At 74.3% G+C, this 21,333-nt stretch carries 10 protein-coding genes; 8 read left to right on the forward strand and 2 right to left on the reverse strand.

Annotation, left to right across the window (positions count from 1 at the left end; all coding sequences use genetic code 11):
* Nucleotides 1-5: 5 nt before the first annotated feature.
* Both ccrA and AB0K21_RS36900 read right to left on the reverse strand, forming a co-directional pair.
* Nucleotides 6-1,346, reverse strand: coding sequence for a crotonyl-CoA carboxylase/reductase (gene ccrA / locus AB0K21_RS36895; protein WP_343981564.1), 1,341 nt, complete (start codon nt 1,344-1,346; stop codon nt 6-8).
* Complete coding sequence (locus AB0K21_RS36900; protein ID WP_364156614.1) at nt 1,343-2,839, reverse strand: amino acid adenylation domain-containing protein; 1,497 nt, start codon at nt 2,837-2,839, stop codon at nt 1,343-1,345. Before AB0K21_RS36900 ends, ccrA begins: the two co-directional genes overlap by 4 nt.
* Before the next feature lie 143 nt (nt 2,840-2,982).
* Here AB0K21_RS36900 and AB0K21_RS36905 point away from each other — a divergent pair, with 143 nt between their 5' ends.
* The 8 genes from AB0K21_RS36905 to AB0K21_RS36940 are packed head-to-tail and all read left to right on the forward strand — an operon-like array spanning nt 2,983 to nt 21,276.
* Nucleotides 2,983-7,293 carry an SDR family NAD(P)-dependent oxidoreductase gene (locus AB0K21_RS36905; protein ID WP_364156617.1) on the forward strand — a complete coding sequence of 1,437 codons (4,311 nt, stop codon included), beginning with the start codon at nt 2,983-2,985 and terminating at the stop codon, nt 7,291-7,293.
* Nucleotides 7,290-8,987: a fatty acyl-AMP ligase gene (locus tag AB0K21_RS36910; protein WP_343982781.1), complete on the forward strand. Its 1,698-nt coding sequence runs from the start codon at nt 7,290-7,292 to the stop codon at nt 8,985-8,987. Before AB0K21_RS36905 ends, AB0K21_RS36910 begins: the two co-directional genes overlap by 4 nt.
* Nucleotides 8,984-11,782 carry a beta-ketoacyl synthase N-terminal-like domain-containing protein gene (locus AB0K21_RS36915; protein ID WP_364156620.1) on the forward strand — a complete coding sequence of 933 codons (2,799 nt, stop codon included), beginning with the start codon at nt 8,984-8,986 and terminating at the stop codon, nt 11,780-11,782. Before AB0K21_RS36910 ends, AB0K21_RS36915 begins: the two co-directional genes overlap by 4 nt.
* Nucleotides 11,779-13,191: an amino acid adenylation domain-containing protein gene (locus tag AB0K21_RS36920; RefSeq protein ID WP_364156623.1), complete on the forward strand. Its 1,413-nt coding sequence runs from the start codon at nt 11,779-11,781 to the stop codon at nt 13,189-13,191. The genes AB0K21_RS36915 and AB0K21_RS36920 overlap by 4 nt, the downstream gene beginning before the upstream one ends.
* Before the next feature lie 8 nt (nt 13,192-13,199).
* On the forward strand, nt 13,200-16,325 hold the full coding sequence (locus AB0K21_RS36925) for an amino acid adenylation domain-containing protein (protein ID WP_343973504.1): 3,126 nt from the start codon (nt 13,200-13,202) through the stop codon (nt 16,323-16,325).
* 13 nt (nt 16,326-16,338) lie between these two features.
* Nucleotides 16,339-16,767: an aspartate 1-decarboxylase gene (panD, locus tag AB0K21_RS36930; protein WP_364156738.1), complete on the forward strand. Its 429-nt coding sequence runs from the start codon at nt 16,339-16,341 to the stop codon at nt 16,765-16,767.
* Entirely contained in the window at nt 16,764-17,063 is a 300-nt protein-coding gene (locus AB0K21_RS36935; protein ID WP_343973501.1) for a phosphopantetheine-binding protein, read from the forward strand. Before panD ends, AB0K21_RS36935 begins: the two co-directional genes overlap by 4 nt.
* Nucleotides 17,044-21,276, forward strand: a complete 4,233-nt coding sequence (locus AB0K21_RS36940; protein WP_364156626.1) for an amino acid adenylation domain-containing protein — start codon at nt 17,044-17,046, stop codon at nt 21,274-21,276. Before AB0K21_RS36935 ends, AB0K21_RS36940 begins: the two co-directional genes overlap by 20 nt.
* Nucleotides 21,277-21,333 lie beyond the last annotated feature (57 nt).

Consider the following 21,333-nt stretch of genomic DNA (forward strand, 5'->3'; position numbering starts at 1 on the left):
GTCTCCTAGGAGGACCGGTAACGTGTGATCGCCGGCAGGTGCCGTTCGCGGAGTTCGTGGTCGCGCACGCCGAGCCCCTCGGCGGGGGCGAGGCAGAGCACGCCGATCTTGCCCTGGTGGGTGTTGCGGCGGACGTCGTGCACGGCCTCGGCGCTCTGCTCCAGGGCGTAGGTACGCGACAGGGTCGGGTGGACGCGCCCCTGGGCGACGAGCCGGTTGGCCTGCCAGGCCTCGTGGTAGTTGGCGAAGTGCGTGCCGACGACGCGCTTGAGGCTCATCCACAGGTACCGGTTGTCGAAGGAGTGCATGAACCCGGTGGTGGAGGCGCAGGTCACGACCGTCCCGCCGCGCCGGCAGACGTAGACGCTCGCGCCGAAGGTCTCCCTGCCGGGATGCTCGAACACGATGTCGGGGTCGTCGCCGCCGGTCAGCTCGCGGATGCGGCTGCCGAAGCGCCGCCATTCGGCGACGTCGGGGGTGTGCTCGTCGAGCCAGAAGGAGAACCCCTCCGCGGACCGGTCGATGATCAGGGAGGCGCCCGCCCTCCTGGCCAGCTCCGCCTTCTCGGGGGAGGAGACGACGCAGACCGGGGTGGCGCCGCCGTTCAGCGCGTACTGGGTGGCGTAGGAGCCGAGCCCGCCGGAGGCGCCCCAGATCAGCACGGTGTCGCCCTGCTTCATGGCCGCGCCGTTGCGCGAGACCAGCTGCCGGTAGGCGGTGGAGTTGACCAGCCCGGAGCAGGCGGCCTCCTCCCAGGTCAGGTGGGCGGGCATCGGCATCAACTGGTTGGCCTTGACCAGCGCCAGCTCCGCCAGGCCACCGAAGTTGGTCTCGAATCCCCAGATCCGCTGCTGCGGGTCGAGCATGGTGTCGTCGTGCCCCTCGGGGTCCTCCAGCTCCACCGACAGGCAGTGTGCGACGACGCGGTCACCGGGCTTCCATTTGGTGACGCCGGGGCCCACCCGCAGTACCACGCCGCTGACGTCCGAGCCGAGCACGTGGTAGGGGAGGTCGTGGCGGCGGGCCAGCTCGCTGCGGCGGCCGTAGCGGCGCAGGAACCCGAAGGTGGGCACCGGTTCGAAGATCGCCGACCAGACGGTGTTGTAGTTGACCGAGCTGGCCATCACCGCCAGCAGTGCCTCGCCGGGACCGACCTCGGGGGTGGCGACCTCCTCGACGTGCAGCGACTTGCGCGGGTCCTTGTCCTCGCTGCGCATCCCGGCGAACATGTCGACCTCGTCGGCGTGCACGGTGACGCCCCAGTAGGACTCCGGTACGGCCAGCGCCTCGAAGTGGCCGGGGGCGTTCTCGCCGGACAGGATCGCGTCTCGGATCGCGGTGGTCATCGCGCTGCCTCCAGGGCGAGTCGGTCGAGCTTGCCGTTGGGGTTCAGGGGGAGGACGGGAACGGTGCGGAACCGGGCGGGGACCATGTGCGCGGGCAGCCGCTCGCCGCACAGGGCGCGCAGTTCGCGGGGGGAGAGCGGGGTGCCGACCAGGTAGGCGACGATCAGCGGCTCGCCGCCGGGCGGGGTCCGCACGATCACGGCCGCGTCGCTCACGCCGGGCGTGCGCCGCAGCACGGCCTCGATCTCGCCCAGCTCGACGCGGAAGCCGCGGATCTTGACCTGTGAGTCGATGCGGCCCAGATACTCGAAGGACCCCGACTCAAGTTGCCGTACCAGGTCGCCGGTGCGGTACCAGCGCCGCCGGCCGTCGCCCAGGTCGGCCAGGGGGAACTTCTCGGCGTTGAGCGCCGGGCGGCCGACGTAGCCGGTGGCCAGGGCGGTGCCGCCCACCCACAGCTCGCCCTCGGCGCCGGTGGGCACCGCCTGGCCGTCCGCGCCGACGACGGCGGTGCGGACGTGGCGCAGCGCCCGGCCGATGTTCGTGGGCCCCGAGGTGTCCTGCACCGTCGCGCGGTCCACGACCGTGCAGGTGGAGAAGACCGTCGTCTCGGTGGGGCCGTAGATGTTGACGATCTGTTCCCGCCCGCCGGTCAGGTCCATCCAGGCGCGGATGGTGTCGCGGTCGATGGCCTCGCCGCCGAAGATCAGGTAGCGCAGCGCGAGCGGCCGGGGGCTCTGCTCCATGGCCCAGGCCAGGTACTTGAACATGCTGGGCACCTGGCAGAGCACGGTCACCCGCTCGGCGTCCAGTGTGGTCAGCAGCAGCCGTGGGTCGCGCCCGGCGGCGACCGGGATGGCGACCACGCGCCCGCCGTGCAGCAGCGCCCCCCACATCTCCCAGATGGAGAAGTCGAAGCAGTGGCTGTGAAACCAGCTCCACACGTCGCCGGGGCCGAAGGAGAACCGCTCGCGGGCGGAGCGGAACAGTTCCAGCACCGCGCCCTCGGGGGTGGCGACGCCCTTGGGGGTCCCGGTCGAGCCGGAGGTGTAGATGATGTGGGTGGGGATCTCACCGGAACGTTCGACGGGCGGCAGCACGTCTCCGGTCGCCCCGGTGACCTCGACCCTCGGTATCGCGGCGAACGGCCACGGCCCGTCCGGGTCGGCGCAGATGGCGCGCAGTTCGCTGTCGCCGGCCATGAACCGCACCCGCTCGGCGGGGTAGTCGGGGTCCAGGGGGACGTAGGTGCAGCCGTGGCTTATCACCGCCACGATGGCGGCGACGACCCGCCAGGAGCGCCGCATGAAGATGCCGACCCGGTCGCCGGGGGCCAGCCCCAGCTCGTCGAGCGAGCGGCGGATCTCGGAGGCGGCGCCCGCCAGTTCCGCGTAGCTCACGGATCGGTGTTCGTCGGTGACGGCGAGCGCGTCTGGCCGCCGCCGCACGTGCTCGTAGAAGGCCGAGGCCAGGGAGCCGAATTCTTCGTCCACAGATCAGGACGATCTCCAATAGCACGACATATGGGTATTCGTCGGCGGGCTAGGCTTCTTCCGGCGACCAGGCCGGGAGGCTAGGTACCGTCCGCGTCCCGCGACGGAAGACGCCGGAGCCGCGCCTGGCGATGCTTCTCGGCATGAACGGTGTCGTTTTCGTCTTTCCCGGCCAGGGTGCCCAGTGGCGTGGCATGGGAAGTGCCCTGCTGGAGCAGGAACCGGTCTTCGCCGCGGCGATCCGGGAGTGCGAGCTCGCGCTCGAACCGTACACGGACCGATCGGTCACCGACGTGCTGGCGGGCAGGGCCGACGCCGACCGGATCGACGTGGTCCAGCCCGCGCTCTTCGCCCTCCAGATCGGGCTGGCCAGGCTCTGGGCGGCCAACGGCGTGGTACCCGCCGCGGTGGTCGGCCACAGCCTGGGCGAGATCGCCGCCGCCCACGTGGCGGGCGCCCTGACCCTGGCGGAGGCGGCCAGGGCCGTCGGCGTCCGCAGCCGGCTCTACCGCAGGCTCAGCGGGACGGGCGCCATGGCGCTGGTCGGCCTCGGCTGGGAGGAGACCGCCGCCCTGGTCGCCGAGCGGAACGGCCACCGCGGGGCCGCACCCGGGTTCCCCGGTGCCGCCGGTGCCGGCCGGATCTGCCTGGCCGCGGCCAACGCGCCCGGCTCGACGGTGGTGGCGGGCGACCACGACGCGGTCCACGCGCTCGTCGAGCAGCTCCGCTGGGAGGACGTCTTCTGCCGCCTGGTCGGCGCCGACGTCGCCGGTCACAGCCACCACGTCGACCCCCTGCTGCCGGAGCTGCGCGAGGAACTGGCCGCACTGGTGCCGAACCGCGCGGGGATCCCGCTCTGGTCGACCGTCACCGGCCGCCCCGGCGCGGTGCTCGACGCCGACTACTGGTGCCGCAACCTGCGCGAGCCCGTCCTGTTCTGGCCGGTGATCCGGCAACTCCTGGACGCGGGCTACGACACGTTCGTCGAGCTCAGCCCGCACCCCACCCTGCTGTCCGGGCTGCGCGACGTCGACGCCCGGCTGCTGGCGTCCGTGCACAAGGAGGACGGCGCCGTCTTCGCGGGCTCGCTCGCCCGCCTGCGCGAGGTGAAGCTCACCGCGGACGGCCCCCTGGGTGACCACCGGGTCGAGGGCCGGCCGGTCTTCCCCGGCGCCGGATACCTGGCGGCCGCCCTGGAGCACTACGGTGCGCTGGCCGGGGTGGAGTTCCACGCCCCGCTGCTCCTGGACACGCCACGCCGCCTGGCCACCCGGCTCGACGGCGACGCGATCGACCTCACCGTCGAGGGGCGGACCCACGCCTCGGCCTCCCGCGCGACCCCGCAGGCCGTGGCGCACCTGGAGCTGTCGCCGCTCAGGTCCAGGTGCGCCACCCGGATCGGAGCCGAGGAGCTGTATTCGGGCTTCACCGCCAGGGGGATGCGGTACGGTCCGGCCTTCCAGCGGATCGAGGAGGTCTTCACCGCCCCCGGAGAGTCCCTCGCCCGCCTGCGCGCCGCCTCCCCCCTCTCGCGGGCCCGCGACGACGAACCCGCCTCCGGTCCCTGGCCGTACCGCCTCGACGTGGCGCTGCTGGACGCCTGCCTGCAGGCGGCGGCGCCCGCCCTCGCCGAAGGCGACGACCTCTACCTGCCCCGGGCGGTGGCCCGGGTGTCGGTGCTCGGCGAGGTCGGTGCGGCCCGCTGGGCGCACGCCAGGGTCGTGTCCGCGACGGGCACCGGCGACGACCCGGGTGACGGGGCGGAGGTGACGCTCGACATCGACGCCTGCGACGAGGACGGCCGGGTGGTACTGGCGCTGCGTGGGGTGCGGCTGCACCGGATCGCGCGCGGCGCCGGGGCCGGCGGCTGGACCTACAGCACGCGCTGGGTGCCGGTGCAGACGGGCGCGGACGAGCCGTTCGGCGGCGTGGTCCACCGGGTCGAATCGGGACGGCCCGCCGAGGAGGCACTGCGGTCGCTGCTGGAACTGACCCGGGAACTGATCGCCCGGCCGGAGCCGGACCGGCTGTGGGTGGTGACCAGGAACGCCCAGCCGGTCGAGCCGGGCGACCCGGTGGACCCCGACGCCGCCGCCGTGTGGGGGATGGCGCGCACGATCAGGCACGAACACCCCGAGCTGCGCTGCACCCTGATCGACCTGGACGCCGAGCCGGGACCGTCCTGGACCCCGGCCGACCTCGGCGCCGATGCCGGTGCCGGGCGCCCCGCCTGGAGGCTCGCGGGTGAGAACGAGGTCGCGTTGCGAGGCGGCAGGCCGTTCGCGCCGCGCCTCACCCCGCGACCGGCCGGGCCGCGCGGCCCGCACCGGCTCGTCCAGCGCGCTCGGCAGGACCTGGCCACCCTCTGCCTGGCCGAGGACGCTCCCCGGGAACCGGGCGCGGGAGAGGTACGGATCCGGGTACACGCCGCCGGGCTCAACTTCAACGACGTGCTGCGCGGGATCGGCATGCTGGGCGAGCAGCCGGAGCCACTCGGCTACGGCCTGGAGTGCGCGGGCGAGGTGACCGGCGTCGGCGACGGCGTCACGGGCCTGGCCGTGGGCAGCCGGGTGGTGGCCCTGGTCGCCGAGATCGGCGCGATGGCCTCGCATGTCACCGTGGACGCCCGGCTGGCCGTGCCCATCCCCGGCGATCTGGACTTCACCGCGGCGGCGACGCTCCCCGCGGCGTACGTCACCGTGCTCTACGGCATGGAGCGGCTGGCCCGGCTGGAGGCGGGGGAGCGGGTACTGATCCACGCCGCGGCCGGGGGGGTCGGCCAGGCGGCGGTGCGGCTGGCCAGGCGGGCGGGCGCGGAGGTCCTCGCCACCGCGGGCTCGCCCGGCAAGCGGGCCTGGCTCAGGCGACAGGGCGTCCGGCACGTCTTCGACTCGCGCTCGCTGGACTTCGCCGACCAGGTCCTGGAGGTCACCGGCGGCGCCGGGGTCGACATGGTGGTCAACTGCCTGGCCGGACCGGCCGTCGACGAGGGGCTGCGGATCCTGGCGCCCTTCGGCCGGTTCGTCGAACTCGGCAAGCGCGACATCGCGGAGAACCGGCCGCTGCCGCTCGCCCCCTTCGCCAAGAGCCTGTCCTTTCACGCGGTGGAGGCGTTCTCACTGGCCGGACGGCGCCCGGCGCTGGCCGGCGCGATGCTGCGCGAGGTGGTGGACGCGGTCGCGGCGGGCGATCTCGGCCCGCTGCCGGTGACGGCCTTCCCGGCGGCGGAGGCCGAGGCTGCGTTCCGGCACATGGCCTCGGCCAGGCACATCGGCAAGGTGGTGCTCACCTTCGACCGGCCCCGGCTGCGCGCCGACGGCACCTACCTGGTCACCGGTGGTCTGAGCGGTCTCGGCCTGGCCGCGGCCGAGGGGCTGGTACGGCAGGGAGCCAGGCATCTCGCCCTGCTGGGCAGGAACGAGCCCGGACAGGCCGCACGGGAGCGGATCGCCGCACTCCGCGAGGAGGGCGTGCGGGTCGTGGTGCTGGCCGCCGACGTCGCCGACGCGGACGCGCTGGAGAAGGCGCTCGACGGGCTCCGCGCCCAGGCGCCGCCCATCCGCGGCGTCCTGCACGCCGCCGGGGTGCTGCGCGACCGCACCGTCGCCGCCGTCGACCTCGACGAGGTGGCCGAGGTGCTGCGCCCCAAGGTGGCCGGCACCCGCAACCTGCACCGGCTGACCTGCGGCGACCCGGTGGAACTGTTCGTGCTGTTCTCCTCGGCGGCCGGGCTGCTCGGCTCCGGCGGCCAGGCCGGCTACGCGGCGGCCAACGCCTTCCTGGACGGGTTCGCGCACTGGCGGAGGAGCCGGGGCCTGCCCGCCACCAGCGTCGACTGGGGCGTCTGGTCACAGACCGGGCTCGCCGCCCGCCCGGACCGGGCGGGCAGGCTGGCCGACCGGGGCATGGGTTCCATCGACACCGCGTCGGGCCTGCGGATCCTCGCCGAACTGCTCGCCGAGCAGCCGGCCCAGGTGGCGGTCGTCCCGCTGGACGCGCCCACCTGGTTCGCGAACAACCCCGGACACGAGCACTGGTCGATCTTCGCCGGGCTGGCGGCCGGGCACACCGGGACCGGCCGGCTGAGCATCACGACCCCCCAGGAGCTGGAGCGGGCGCTCGTCGAGTGGGTGGCGGGGGTGCTGCGCACCTCACCGGCCGCGATCGACCCGAAGGCGTCGCTGACCCGGCTGGGACTGGACTCGCTGATGGCCGTCGAACTGCGCAACCTCCTGGAGGCCCGGCTCGGGGTGCGGCTGCCGGCCCCGGCCTTCCTCGACGGTCCCACCGTCACCGAGCTGGCCGGGCGGGTGAGCGCCCATCTGGACGAGCGGCCGGCCGGCGAGACCGACACCCGTGACCCGATGGCGGCGCGGCTGGACGCCCTGTCCGACGCCCAGGTGGACGCCCTGCTGGACGAGCTTCTCAACGACCACATCGGAGGTGTGGCATGACTTTTCATGATTCGGTGCTTGCGTCGCTGTTGAGCACCGCCGACGAGCACGGCGAGCGCCCGGCGCTGACCTTCCTGGGCAGGGGCGAGAGCACCCGGTGGACCTTCGCCGAGCTGGCCCTGCGCGCCCGCCAGGTCGCCACCCGCCTCACCGAGGCCGGCGCGTACGGCGAGCGGGTGCTCCTGGTCTGCCCCTCCTCCGCCGAGTACGCGCCCGTCTTCTACGGCTGCATGCTGGCCGGGGCCCTGCCCGTGCCCGTCTACCTGCCCTCCCTCGCGCACTTCAGGTCCGCCTGGTCGAAGATCGCCTCCATCGCCCGCGACTCCGGCGCCGCCTACGCGATCGCCCCCGAACCGCTCCCCGGCGCGGACGCGCCGGCCACCCTGCCCGGCTTCCGCGGCTGGCTGCACTTCGCCGACCTGCTCCGCGGCGACGCCGCCGACCACTGGGCGCTTCCCACCCCGGAAGACCTGGCGTTCCTGCAGTACACCTCGGGCTCCACCGGCAACCCCAAGGGCGTCATGGTCACCCACGGTGGCCTGACGCACAACGCCCGCGTGGTGGCCGCCGCCGTCGGGGCCGGCCACGAGACGACCACGGTCTCCTGGCTGCCGCTCTACCACGACATGGGGATCATCGGATCGCTGCTGTCGCCGCTGCTGTGGGGCGCGCACGTGGTGAAGATGTCACCGCAGGCGTTCGCCGCGCAGCCGTTCGCCTGGCTGCGAGCCATCTCCGACCACGGCGGGCAGCTTTCCTACGCGCCCAACTTCGCCTACGAGTTGTGCGTCCGCAAGGTCACCGACGCCGAGCTCGCCACCCTGGACCTGAGCCGCTGGCGAGTGGCGCTCAACGGCGCCGAGCCGCTCAGACGAGACACCCTGCGGCGCTTCGCCGAGCGGTTCGCTCCCGCCGGGCTCGACGCCGCGAGCCTGTACGCCGCGTACGGCATGGCCGAGGCCACCCTGGTCGTCTCCGCCGGGCCGCTGTCGGCCGCCGACCCCGGCGTGCGGGTGGGGGAGCGCCACTACGTACGCTGCGGCACCCCGCTGGACGAGATGGTCGTCGAGATCGCCGACCCCGTCACCGGACTGGCATGTGAGGCGGGCGAGGTCGGCGAGGTGTGGGTGTCGGGGCCCTCGGTGGCGGCCGGCTACTGGCAGCGCCCCGACGCCACCGCCGAGACCTTCCACGCCCGGCTGCCCGGACGCGAGGAGAACTTCCTGCGCACCGGGGACCTCGGGGTGCTGGACGGCGACGACGTGGTGATCGTCGGCCGGCACAAGGACCTGATCGTGATCAACGGGGTCAACCACTATCCCCAGGACGTCGAGTACACCGTCGAGCGGGTCAGCCCCGCCGTGCGGGGCGGCTGCGGCGCCGCCTTCGCCACCGAGCCCACCGGCGACGTGCCGCAGGCCGAGGCCGCGGTGGTGGTCGCCGAGGTCACCGCCTCGACCGCGGGGGACCTCGACGAGCTGATCACCGAGATCCGCCTCGCGGTGGCCAGGGAGCACGACGTGCTGCTCGACGGGGTGTTCCTGGTCGAGCCGCGCAGCGTCCCCAAGACCACCAGCGGCAAGATCCGGCGCCGCGAGTGCCGCGCCATGCTGGCGGAAGGCCGCTTCACCGTGCTGGCCGGATGGACCTCGCCCGCCCTCGCGGACGCCGACCCGGTGGCGGCCGGGCGATGAGCGTCCTGGACCTGCTGACCTCCCTGGTCGCCGAACGCGCCGGCCTGGCCGACGTCGACGCCGACCGGTTGTTCATCGACTACGGCATCGGCTCGGCCGACGCGGTCGCCCTCGCCGCCGAACTGGAGGCCCGGCTGGGCACCCCGCTGCCGAACACGGTCTTCTACGACCACCCCACCCCGCGCGCCCTGGCCGAACACCTGGTGGGAGCCGTGGGACGGCCGGACCGCGGGACCCCCGGGCACGACACCTCCCGCGCCCCGGGTGGGCATGAGGTCGTCGAACCGGTGGCGATCGTCGGCATCGGCTGCCGCCTGCCGGGAGCCGACGGCCCCGAACGGCTCTGGCGGCTGCTGGCGGACGGCGTCGACGCGGTCGGCACGGTGCCGGGCGAGCGGGCCGCGCGCCACCCGGGCTGGCGCGAGCCGGGGGTGGGCGAGGGCGGGTTCCTGCCGGACGTGGAGGGCTTCGACCCGGCGTTCTTCACGGTCAACGCCCGCGAGGCGGAGGCGATGGACCCGCAGCAGCGGCTGCTGCTGGAGGTCGCGCACGAGTCCCTGCAGGACGCCGGGCTCCGCCTCGCCGATCTGGCCGGGAGCCAGACGGGCGTGTTCGCGGGCATCAGCAGCGGGGACTTCCTGGTCCACAGCTTCAGCCCGGGGCTCGCCGAGACCGAACCCGGCCTCTACACCCCGACCGGCGTGGCGCACAGCGTGGCCGCCAACCGCATCTCCTACGTCTTCGACCTGCACGGCCCCTCGATGGCCGTCGACACCGCCTGCTCGTCGTCGCTGGTCGCCGTCCACCAGGCGGTGACCGCACTGCGGACGGGCCAGTGCGACACCGCCCTCGCCGGCGGGGTCAACGCCATCCTCTCGCCGGACATCGGCCTGTGCTTCCGCACGGCGGGCGTGCTGGCCCCCGACGGCCGGTGCAAGTCCTTCGGCGCCGGGGCCGACGGCATGGGCCGCTCCGAGGGGGCCGTCATGGTGACGCTCCGGCGCCTGGGCGACGCGCTCGCCGCCGGAGACCGGATCTACGCCCTCATCCTCGGCGGCGCGGTCAACAGCGACGGGCGCACCAACGGCCTGATGTCGCCGAGCGCCCCCGCGCAGGTACGGCTGCTGCGCGCGGCGTGCCGCGCCGCGGGAGTCGACCCCGGTGACGTCGGCTACGTCGAGGCGCACGGCTCGGGCACCCGGCTGGGCGACCTGATGGAGCTGCGCGCCCTGTCGGAGGTGCTGGGCACGGCGCCGCGCCGTGCCGCGCTGCGGGTCGGCTCGGTCAAGAGCAACCTGGGGCACCTGGAGGCGGCGGCCGGCGCGGCCGGCCTGGCCAAGGCGGCCCTCGCGCTCTTCCACGGCGCACTGCCGGCCAGCCTGCACGCCACCGACCTCGCCGAGGACTTCGACTGGTCCGGCGGCGGCCTGCGGGTGCAGCGGAGCCTGGAGTCCTGGACCGGCCGCCTGGCCGGCGTCAGCTCCTTCGGCTTCGGCGGCACCAACGCCCATCTGATCCTCCAGGCGCCACCCGAGCGGCGCACGCCCGTCACGCCCGCAGGCGTCACCGCCCGGCGGAGCCGGGAGGACCGCGAGGGGGGACCGTCCGCGAAGACGCGGTCGTATCCACCGGCGGCGGTTTCGCACCCCCGCCGCTACCTGCCGCTGTCGGCGCACACGCACGCCGGGCTGCGGGAGCTGGTCGTGCGCTGGCGGGCCGCGCTGGACGATCCGGAGCTGGACCTGGCGGCGGCCTGCCACACCGCAGGGGAACGGCGCGACCACCACGCCTACCGGGTCGGGGTGACCGGCGCCGACGCCGCCGAGCTGAGCCGAGAGCTCGACAGGGCACTGACCGACCTGACCGCCGCGACACCCGGCGGCGCGGCACCCGGCGGCCTGGCCCTGGTCTTCGCCGACGAGCCGGGTGCCGGGACGGCCGCCGCGCACGCCGACCTCGCCGCCGAGCTGCGCCGGGCGGGCGTCCGTCCCGACCTGGTGATCGGCCACGGCGCGGGGGAGGTCGCCGCCGCCCGCTACCGCGGCGCGCTGTCGCCCACCGCCTCGGACACCGTCGCCGGGCACCGCGCCAGGCTGCTGGCCCATCCGGCGCCGGTGCACGCCCTGCGGGTGCGGCTGGCGCGCAGGCTGGCGGAGGCGCTGTGCGCGCGGATCGGTCCCGCGCTCGCGGTGGCCACCGTGGAGGACGCGCAGACCTGCGTCATCGTCGGCCCCCGGGCCGCGCTGGCCACCCTGGCCGCCACCCTCACCGCGGGAGACGTGCTCTGCGGCGACCTGGGACCCGCCACCGCCGACCACAGCGGGCTGGCCGCACCACTGGCCGCCGAGCTGGAGGCCGCCCTGGAGGGGCTGCCCGTCAACGCCGGCGAGACGGTGGCGCTGTCGACGCTCACCGGCGGGCCGGTCGACGGCCGCGCGCAGGGCGCCCGGCACTGGGCGCGGCACCTGGCCGCCCCGAGCCTGCTCGGCGACGCGCTCGCCGTCGCGCTGGACCGCGGGGTGCGCACCTTCGTGGAGATCGGTGCCGCCGAACTCGGTCCCCGGCTGCGCGGCGCCCAGGGGGGCAGGCAGGCCCGCGCGGTGCGCTGCGCCGACGCCGGCGACCTGCCCGGCGTGCTGATCCGCCTCTACGAGCTCGGCCACGACCTCGACTGGGCCGCGCTCAACCCGCCGGGGGCCGTGGCCTCCATCCCCCTGCTGCCCTGGTCCCGCGAATGGTCCACGCCGCCCGCGCCTGGTCACATCGGCACCGTTCCTCAGGAGATGGTCGCGTGAACACCGTCCTGCACGAGGTGGCCCGGCAGGTGAGACGCGCGCCCGGCGCGGTCGCCGCCCTCGACCCGGCCTCCGAACTCAGCTACGGGCAGCTGGCCGCCCGTGCCAACGCGGTGGCCGACGTGCTGCGGGAGAGAGGAACGCGCCCCGGTGACGTGGTCGGTGTCGCGCTGCCCCGCTCGGCCGACTACGTGGCGGTGATCCTGGGCATCTGGCAGGCCGGCGCGGTCTTCCTGCCACTGGATCCGGCCCTGCCGCCCGAGCGGCTGCGCTTCCAGCAGCGCCAGGCGGGCATGAGCCTGCTCCTCGACTCCGTACCGCACACCGAGGACGCCGAGGACGCTGAGGACACGACCGAGTTGCGGACCGGCGACGCGGACCCCGAGCGGTGCGCGTACGTGATGTTCACCTCCGGCTCCACCGGGCGGCCCAAGGCGGTGCTGGTCTCGCACGCCTCGCTGCACAACTGCGTGCGCGCCGTCGCCGAACTGCTCGACCCCGGCCCCGCCGACCGGTACGCCGCCAACCAGACCTTCTCCTTCGACATCGCGCTGCTGGAGATGTTCGTCCCGCTCAGTCACGGCGGTGCGACCCTGGTGACCTCCGAGACGCTGCAGGCCGCCCCGGAACGGCTGGTGGGCTGGTTGGAGAGGCACCGCGTCACCGTCGTGCACGCCACCCCCACCGCCTGGCACTTCCTGCTGCCGTACCTGACGCCGGGGCGTGCGGAGCTGCAGGCCGTCTGCGGCGGCGAGGTGCTGACCGCCCGGCTGGCCGCCGAGCTGGCCGGGCGCGCCGGACGCGTCTGGAACTTCTACGGCCCCACCGAGGTCACCGTGTGGTGCACCGCCGGGCTCGTCACCGCCGGAGAGCCGGACCCGCTGCCGGTGGGCAGGCCGCTGGCCGGCTACCGCATCGTCCTGCTCGACGACGCCGGCGAGCGGGTACCGGACGGCGAGCAGGGCGAGATCCATGTCGGCGGGCCCGGCGTGGCCCTCGGCTACGGCGGTGCCCCCGAGCTGACCGCGGAACGGTTCGTCGACCATCCCGAGCACGGCAGGCTCTACCGGACCGGCGACCTGGGCCGGCTGCGCCCCGACGGCCGGCTCTGGTTCACCGGGCGTCGTGACCGGCAGGTCCAGCTGCGCGGCTACCGGATCGAGCTGGGTGAGATCGAGTGCGTGGCCCAGGAGCACCCGCTGGTCGAGCTGGCCGCCGCGCACGTCGTGGACGAGGGCCTGCTGCTGTTCGCCCAGGGAGACGTCACCCCCCGGGCGTTGCGCAAGCACCTGGCCGCCCACCTGCCCGCCTACATGATCCCGTCCAGGATCGAGGTGCGCGGCGCCTTCCCGCTGACCCCCACCAAGAAGATCGACCGCGTCGCCCTGCTGGCGTCGGCGAACCGTTAGGAGAAGTCGTGGCCGGATTGCACGAGCTGGTCGAAGCCCAGGTGGAGCGGACCCCGCGCGCCGTGGCCGTCATCGATGCCGACGGCCACACCCTGACCTACCGCGAGCTGGACCGGCGCGCCAACCAGCTCGCCCACCACCTGCGCGAGCTGGGAGTGGTCGCCGACACCCCCGTGGCGGTGTGCGTGCACCGGGGGCTGGACCTGGTCATCGCGCTGTGCGGCATCCTCAAGGCGGGCGGGGCCTACCTGCCGATCGACCCCGACGCGCCGCCCGCCCGGGGGCGGCTCATGGTCACCGAGGGCGCGGCGCCGGTGTCGGTGGGCGAGCAGGCACTCGCCCACCTGCTGCCCGGCGACCTGACCCGCGTCGTGCTGCTCGACCGCGACAGCGCGCTGATCGACCGCCACCCGACGACCCCGGTCGGCTCCGGGGTACGCCAGGAGAACCTGGTCTCCCTCTACTACACCTCCGGCTCGACGGGCACCCCCAAGGGGGTCGCCAGCACGCACGGGGGCTGGGTCAACCGGATGCGGTGGATGCAGGCCGAGCACCGCCTCGAACCGGGCGAGGCCGTACTGCACAAGACCACGCTCAGCTTCGACGACTCGGCGGTGGAGGTGTTCTGGCCGCTGTCGATCGGCGGGGTGGTGGCGATCCTGCCGCCGGGCGAGCACCGCGACCCGGTGGCGCTGCTGGAGGCCACCATGCGCTTCGGTGCCGCCGTCGTGCAGTTCGTGCCCAGCATGCTCGCGCTGTTCCTGGCGGCGCACCGCCGGGCCGGGCTGCCGCCGCTGCCGCACCTGCGCCACGTGATCTCCAGTGGAGAGGCGCTGACCGCACCCCTGGCGCTCGCCTTCCACGAGCAGATCGGCGTGTACGGCTGCGGGCTGCACAACCAGTGGGGCGCCACCGAGGTGTCGATCGACTCCACCCTGTACACCTACGACCCGCACGACCCGCACGCGGGCCCGGTCGTCTCCATCGGCACGCCCTTCACCGGCAACACCGTGCACGTGCTGGACGAGGCGGGAGATCTGGTACCCGACGGCGAGGCGGGCGAGCTGTTCATCGGCGGGATCGGCCTGGCGCGCGGCTACCACCGCAGGCCCGCGCTGACCGCCGAGCGCTTCGTCCCCGACCCGTACGGCCCGCCGGGCTCGCGGCTGTACCGCACCGGCGACCTGGGGCGCCGCCGCCCCGACGGCGCCCTGGACTTCCTCGGCCGCACCGACCACCAGGTCAAGATCCGCGGGGTACGGGTCGAGCTGGGCGAGATCGAGGCCACCCTGGACGCCCACCCCGGGGTCGAGCGCTCCGCCGTCACGGTGACCGGGGAGCGCCTGCTCGGCTACGTGGTGGCCTCCGGTGCCGCCCCCGACCCGGCGGAGCTGCGGGCCTACCTGGTCGACCGGCTCCCGCCCTACCTCATCCCCGCGCAGCTCGCGGTGGTCGACCGGATGCCGCTGACCAGCAGCGGGAAGGTGGACCGGGCCGCACTGCCGGAGATCGCCGCGCCCGCCGAGCGGGCCGGGGGCAGGCCCCCGGTCACCGCCGTGCAGCAGGCGCTGGCCACCATCTGGGCCGACGTCCTGGACCTGGACACGGTCTGCCTGGACGACAACTTCTTCGAGCTGGGCGGCAACTCCCTGCTCGCCACCCAGGTCATGTTCCGCATCCAGGACGACCTGCGCATCGACTTCCCGCTCTACCTGCTCTTCTCCGCCGAGTCGCTGGAGGAGCTCGCCGAGGAGGTGGCCGAGACCCGCGCCGAGCAGCTCCCGCCGCTGCCGAGGGTGTCCCGAGAGGGCACACTGCCGCTCTCCTACGGCCAGGAACGCCTCTGGTTCCTGCACCGGCTGGCGCCCGGCTCGACCGCGTACAACGTGCCGACCGCCTGCCGCCTGCGCGGCCACCTCGACGTGGCGGCGTTCCGCCAGGCGTTCGACGAACTCATCGCCCGGCACGAGATCCTGCGGACCCGGTACGTGGAGAGCCCCGAAGGCATCCCCGAGGTGCGCATCGACGCCCGCGGACCCCGGCTGAGGTTCGGCGTCGCGCCCGGCGAGACCCGTATCGCCCGCGAGAGCGCCGCCTCCGACGCCCTGCAGGCCGACTGGGAGACCCCCTTCGACCTCGCCGCCGCCGCGCCGGTGCGGGCCAGGCTGACCAGGTTGGACGACTACGAGCACGTGTTCTCCCTGGTCGTCCACCACGTCGCCTACGACGCCGCCTCCGAGCAGGTGCTCTGGCAGGAACTGGCCACCCTGTACGAGGCCGCGCTGGCCGGGCGGCCCGCCGTGCTCCCCGAGCCGGCCGCGCAGTACGTGGACTACGCCACCTGGCAGCGTGCGCACGCCGCGGGGGGCGAGCAGCTCGACTACTGGCGTGCCCAGCTGGCCGGGATCACCCCGGCCGAGCTGCCCATCGACCGGCCGCGCCCGCCCGTGCAGACCTACGCGGGCGCCAGGGTCTCCTTCATGATCGAAGAACGGGTCACCGAGGAGCTGCGCCGGCTCGGCCGCGAGGCGGGCACGACGCTCTTCGCCGCCCTGCTCGGAGCCTTCCAGGCCACGCTCTTCCAGGCGTCCGGCGGCGCCGACGTCGCGGTGGGCTCCCCGGTACCCGGCCGTACCCGCCCGGAGACCGAGCAGATGATCGGTTTCTTCGTCAACACGCTGGTGCTGCGCACCCCCTGCGGCGGCGACCCGACCTTCGCCGAGCTGCTCGGCCGCGTCCGTGAGGTGGTCCACGGCGCCTACGCCCACCAGGACGTCCCGCTGGAGCGGCTGGTCCAGGCGCTGCGCCCGCCGCGCGCCCCCGGACGTTCCCCCTTCTTCGACGTCATCTTCAACGGCGTCCCGCTCAGCGCGCTCACCGGCGCCGAGGGCGTGCGCCTGCCACAGCTGACGGTGACCCCCATCGACCTGGCGACCCGCACCACGGTCGCCGACCTCGTCTGCTCGGTCGCGGAGACCCCGGACTCGATCATCGGCGAGGTCGCCTACAACACCGGTCTGTTCGACGGATCCACCGTCGAGAGCCTGGTGGATGCATGGCTGCATCTGCTGGGAGCGGCTGTGCGTGACCCGCACGCGCCGCTCTCGGCACTGTCACCGGTCCCCCATGCGTGAACGGAAGTCCGAGATGCTGCGCACGATGTTCAAATCCAAGATCCACCGAGCGACGGTCACCCACGCCGACCTGCACTACGTCGGCTCGGTGACGATCGACGAGGAGCTGATGGAGGCCGCCGACCTGTTGGACGGCGAGCAGGTGGCGATCGTCGACATCACCAACGGCGCCCGCCTGGAGACGTACGTCATCACGGGGGAGCGCGGCAGTGGGGTGATCGGCATCAACGGAGCCGCCGCGCACCTGGTCGCCCCGGGGGACATGGTGATCCTGATCTCCTACGGCCAGTACTCGGGGGCGGAGTTGCGAAGTTACCGGCCCCGGGTCGTCCACGTGGACGGGTCCAACCGGATCGTCCACATCGACCACGACCCCGCCCGCCCGGTGCCGGGGGCCGAAGACCAGTTCGCACCCGCGGGTGCGGCCAGGAGGCCACGATGAACACGCACACCCCCGTCCACCAGGCGCTGGCCGACGACTGGGCGCTGCTGCTCGGCCTGGACGCCGTCGGTTCCGACGACGACTTCTTCGAGGCCGGAGGCCACTCGCTGGTCGCCATCCAGCTCGTCGCCAGGATCCGGGCGCGGCACGGCGTTGAGGTGCCGGTCGCCGAGGTGTTCACCCACCCGACGGTGGGCGAGCTGGCGCAGGTCGTCCTCGGCCTGCTGGAGGACGGAGCGTCACCGCACTCACCGCACTCGCCGCTGGAGGTGGAAGGTGCCGGTCGTAGCGCCTGAGACGTCCCCACCCGGGCCGTCCTCGTCCGGGGCGTCCCCCGCCGGGACGCCGACGCCCGAGTCCACGCTCCCCGGGACGTCCCGGCCGTTCGGGGGAGGGCTCTCGTACGCCCAGGAACGAATGTGGCTCGGCCACCAGCTGGACCCCGCCGGGACGGAGTACAACGTCTGCCTGGCGCTGCGGCTGCGCGGCCCGCTGGACGTCCCGGCACTCGCCGGGGCGCTCGGCGACCTCGTCGCCCGCCACCAGGCGCTGCGCACCGTCTACCCGAACGTCGAAGGGCGGCCGGTGGCCTCGGTGCTGCCACCGGCGCCGGTCGAGCTGCCGGTACACCCGGTGGCCTCGGAGGAGGAGGTTCGCGGGACGGCCGTCGCCGAGGCCCGGCGGCCGTTCGACCTGGCCGCCGGGCCGGTGCTGCGGGCCCGGCTCGCCCGGCTGGCCGCCGCCGACCACGTCCTGGTGCTCACCGTGCACCACATCGCCTTTGACGAGTGGTCCATGGGCGTCTTCCTCGGCGAGCTCGACGCCCTCTACCGGGCCCGCCTCGCCGGTCTGCCCGACCCGCTGCCCCCGCTGCCCGCCGGGTACGACGAGGTGGTGGCGGCCGAGCGGGCCGTGGATCTGGCACCCGCCCTGGCGCACTGGCGCGGCGCCCTGGCCGGCCTGCCCGCGCTCGATCTGCCCACCGACCGCGCCCCCGCCGCGGAGACCTCCGGGGAGACCTCGGCGGCAGGGGAGGTGGTGACCTTTACCGTGCCGGCCGCCACCGCCGCCGCGCTCGGCGCCGTCGCCCGGCGCTGCCGGGCCACCCCGTACATGGCCGGGCTCGCCGCGTTCGCCGCGCTGCTGTCGCGCCACTGCGGCCAGGACGACGTCGCCATCGGCAGCACCGTCGCCAACCGCGCCGTGCCGCACTCCGAGCACCTCGTCGGCGCCTTCTTCAACACCGTGGTGATGCGCGCCGACCTGTCGGGAGATCCGAGCTTCACCGAACTGCTGCGCCGGGTCCGTGCCTACTGCCTGAACACCCTCACCCACCAGCACCTGCCGTACCCGATGCTGGCCCAGGGCCGCGCCCCGCTGTTCCGCGTCCTGTACGAGCTGCACGCCGGCCTGCCGGGGGCCACCAGGCTCGGCGACCTGGCCGTGCAGCCGTTCGAGTTCCCCGACACCGCCGCCAAGTACGACCTCGCCCTGTCCCTGATGCCGGAAGACGACCACCTGCTGGGCCACCTGACCTACCGCGCCGACCTGTTCGAGACCGGCACCGCCCGGCGGCTCGCCGACTCCTTCGTCCACCTGCTCGCCCAGATCGCCGCCGCACCCGACGCGCCGCTCGGCACGCTGGAGATCCTCCCGCCCGCCCAGCGCGAGGCGCTGCTCGCGGCCTGCCGGGGACCGGAACCGCCGGGCTCGCCGGACGTCTGCGCGCACGAGCTGTTCGAGCGGCAGGCCCGGCGCACCCCGCAGGCCGTCGCGCTGACCTTCGGTGAGATCCGGCTGAGCTACCGGGAACTGAACGCCAGGGCCAACCGGATCGCGCACTGGCTGCGCGGCAGGGGCATGGGCCCGGAGAGCGTCGTCGCCGTCCGCCTGCGGCGCTCCGACTGGCTGGTCGCCGCCTTCCTCGGCGTCTGGAAGGCCGGGGCCGCCTACCTGCCGCTCGACCCCGGTCTACCCGCCGCCCGGCTGGAGTACATGATGGCCGACTCCGGCGCCCGGCTGGTGCTGGACGACGCGGCCGCCCTGGAAGCGGAGACCGCCGGGTATCCCTCCGCCGACCCGGACCCGGCCGCCGCGCCCGGCAACCTGGCCTATCTCATCTACACCTCGGGCTCGACCGGGCGGCCCAAGGGCGTCATGGTCGGTCACCGGGGCCTGGTGAACTTCCTGCACTGGTGCGTGTCGGCCTACGCCGTCGGCGGGGTGGGCGGGGCCCCGCTGTTCTCCTCGGTCGCCTACGACATGGTCGTGCCAAACATCTACACCCCGCTGGTGGTGGGCCAGAGCCTGCACGTCGCCGCCGAGGACACCGCCCTGGACGAGCTGGGCGCCGCGCTGTCGGCCCGGCCGTACGGGTTCGTCAAGCTCACCCCCGGACACCTGGAGGTGCTGGCCGGGCAGCTCTCCGCCGAGCAGGCCGCGGGTCTGGCCGGGGTCCTGGTGGTGGGCGCCGACGCCTTCCCCAGCCGGGCGCTGGCGTTCTGGCAGGCACTGGACCCGGCGCCGGTGCTGCTCAACGAGTACGGCCCGACCGAGGCGTCCGTCGCCAACTGCGTGCACACCGTGACCGGCCCGATCGGCGGCGAGCTGGTCCCGATCGGCAGACCCATTCCCGGCACCGCCATGTACGTGCTGGACGACGCCATGCGCCCGCTCCCGATGGGGGTGCCCGGCGAGCTCTACATCGGCGGCGAGTGCGTGGTGCGCGGCTACCACGGCAGGCCCGCGCTGACCGCCGAACGCTTCCTGCCCGACCCCTTCGGCCCGCCGGGCTCGCGGCTCTACCGCACCGGGGACCTGGGCAGGCTCCGCGCCGACGGGGAGTTCGAGTTCCTCGGCAGGCTCGACGACCAGGTGAAGATAAGGGGATTCCGTGTCGAGCTGGGAGAGGTCGAGGCCGCCCTGGACGAACTGCCGGGCGTCGACCAGTCGGTCGTCGTCGCCTCCCCCGTACCCGACCCCCGAACCGAACCCGGAACCGCCCCGGTACCCGAACCCCGGCCAGGATCCGGAACCGCGCCCGTCCCCGGGCCCCGGCCCGGACCTGGAACCGTACCCGTTCCCGAACCCCGGCCCGGCTCCGGAGGAGGGCGAAGGCTCGTCGCCTACGTCGTCGGCACCGCGACGGCGGCCGAGATGCGCGCGGGTCTCGCCAGGAGCCTGCCCGAGTACATGGTGCCCTCGGTCTTCGTGCCGCTGCCCGCGATCCCACTCAACCGCAACGGCAAGGTGGACCGATCCGCGCTGCCGGAGGTGAACACCGCGTGGGACACGGGGCAGGAGCCCGCCCCGCGCCGGGCGCGCACCGCCGTCGAGGGGCAGATCGCCGACCTGATCGCCGGACTGCTCGGGATCGGCTCCGACGACGTCGGCGCGGACGAGGACCTGTTCGCCAGGGGGATCGACTCCCTGGGCGCGGTACGGCTGATGGCGAGTGTGGAGCAGCGGCTGGGCGTGAAGGTCAAGCTCCGCAGGTTCCTGGCCGACGCCACGGTCAGCGGCCTCGCCGCCCTGGTGTCCGCGGCCGTCCCCGGCGCCGACCGTGGCTTCGGGCACGCCTCCGGCGGGTCTTCGGGGCACGGCGCGGACCGTGGTTCCGCGCACGGCCCCGCCTCCGCCCCCTCCGGTCCCGGTCACGGCAAGGAGAACGGCTCCGGTCCCGCCCGGGAGCCCGGCCACGGCGCCGAGCCGGGAAGTGACGCTGCTCCGGCCGCCTCGCTCCCCGTGATCACCCCGCTGGCCGTCTCCGCACCCGCCGGAGCCCCGCTGTACTGCTTCCATCCGCTCGGCGGCTCCGCGCGCTGCTACGCGGGACTGGCGGCCAGGCTCGCCGCGTACCGGCCGGTCTACGCGCTGCAGGCGCTGGAGTCGGGGGTGAAGGCCGGTTCGCTGCCGGACATGGCCGCCAGGTACGCCCGGGAGCTGGCCGGTTCGGGTCTGGACCTGGCGCGTCCGTACACGCTCGCCGGCTGGTCGGCGGGCGGTGTGCTGGCCTTCGAGACGGCCAGGCGGCTACAGGAACTCGGCCACCAGGTCGACCGGGTGGTGCTGATCGACTCGGTGCTGCCCGAGGTGTTCGTGACCGACCTGCTGGGCGAGCTGGCCGAACTGGAGGCGCTGATCGACCGGCTGGCCCCGCTGGGCGCTGCCGAGGCCCGGCAGGCCCTGCTCGACTCCAAGGTGGGCTTCTTCGCCGGGATCGGCATGACGCCCTCCCAGGTGGCCGCCTACCACGAGGCGTACGGGCCGGAGCTGCTGCGGCTCTGGCGCGACAGCCTGCGCGGCCTGGCCGGCTACCGGGCCGGCTGGTTCCACGGGCGCGTCACCCTCCTGACCAGCGAGCTGCACCCGCCCAGGCTGCGGGCCGTCCAGGAGGCCGGGTGGCGCCAGACCGTCTCCGACCTGACCGTCCACGAGATCCCCGGAGAGCACCACGAACTTCTCCGCGCCCCGCACGTCGACCTGATCAGCCGTTTCCTCGCCGGCTGAGGGCGCCGGCGGCGGATAGGCCTTGGCGTCCTCATTCGTTTTTGGGTACGCTCGATC

Origin of the sequence: Streptosporangium sp. NPDC049248, from assembly GCF_040678965.1 — a bacterium.
Classification (GTDB): domain Bacteria; phylum Actinomycetota; class Actinomycetes; order Streptosporangiales; family Streptosporangiaceae; genus Streptosporangium; species Streptosporangium fukuiense.

Coding starts and splice junctions, on each gene's coding strand:
- panD (WP_364156738.1), top strand. CDS start 16,339: ATGCTGCGCACGATGTTCAAATCCAAGATCCACCGAGCGACGGTCACC.
- AB0K21_RS36915 (WP_364156620.1), top strand. CDS start 8,984: ATGAGCGTCCTGGACCTGCTGACCTCCCTGGTCGCCGAACGCGCCGGC.
- AB0K21_RS36910 (WP_343982781.1), top strand. CDS start 7,290: ATGACTTTTCATGATTCGGTGCTTGCGTCGCTGTTGAGCACCGCCGAC.
- AB0K21_RS36905 (WP_364156617.1), top strand. CDS start 2,983: ATGAACGGTGTCGTTTTCGTCTTTCCCGGCCAGGGTGCCCAGTGGCGT.
- ccrA (WP_343981564.1), bottom strand. CDS start 1,346: ATGACCACCGCGATCCGAGACGCGATCCTGTCCGGCGAGAACGCCCCC.
- AB0K21_RS36935 (WP_343973501.1), top strand. CDS start 16,764: ATGAACACGCACACCCCCGTCCACCAGGCGCTGGCCGACGACTGGGCG.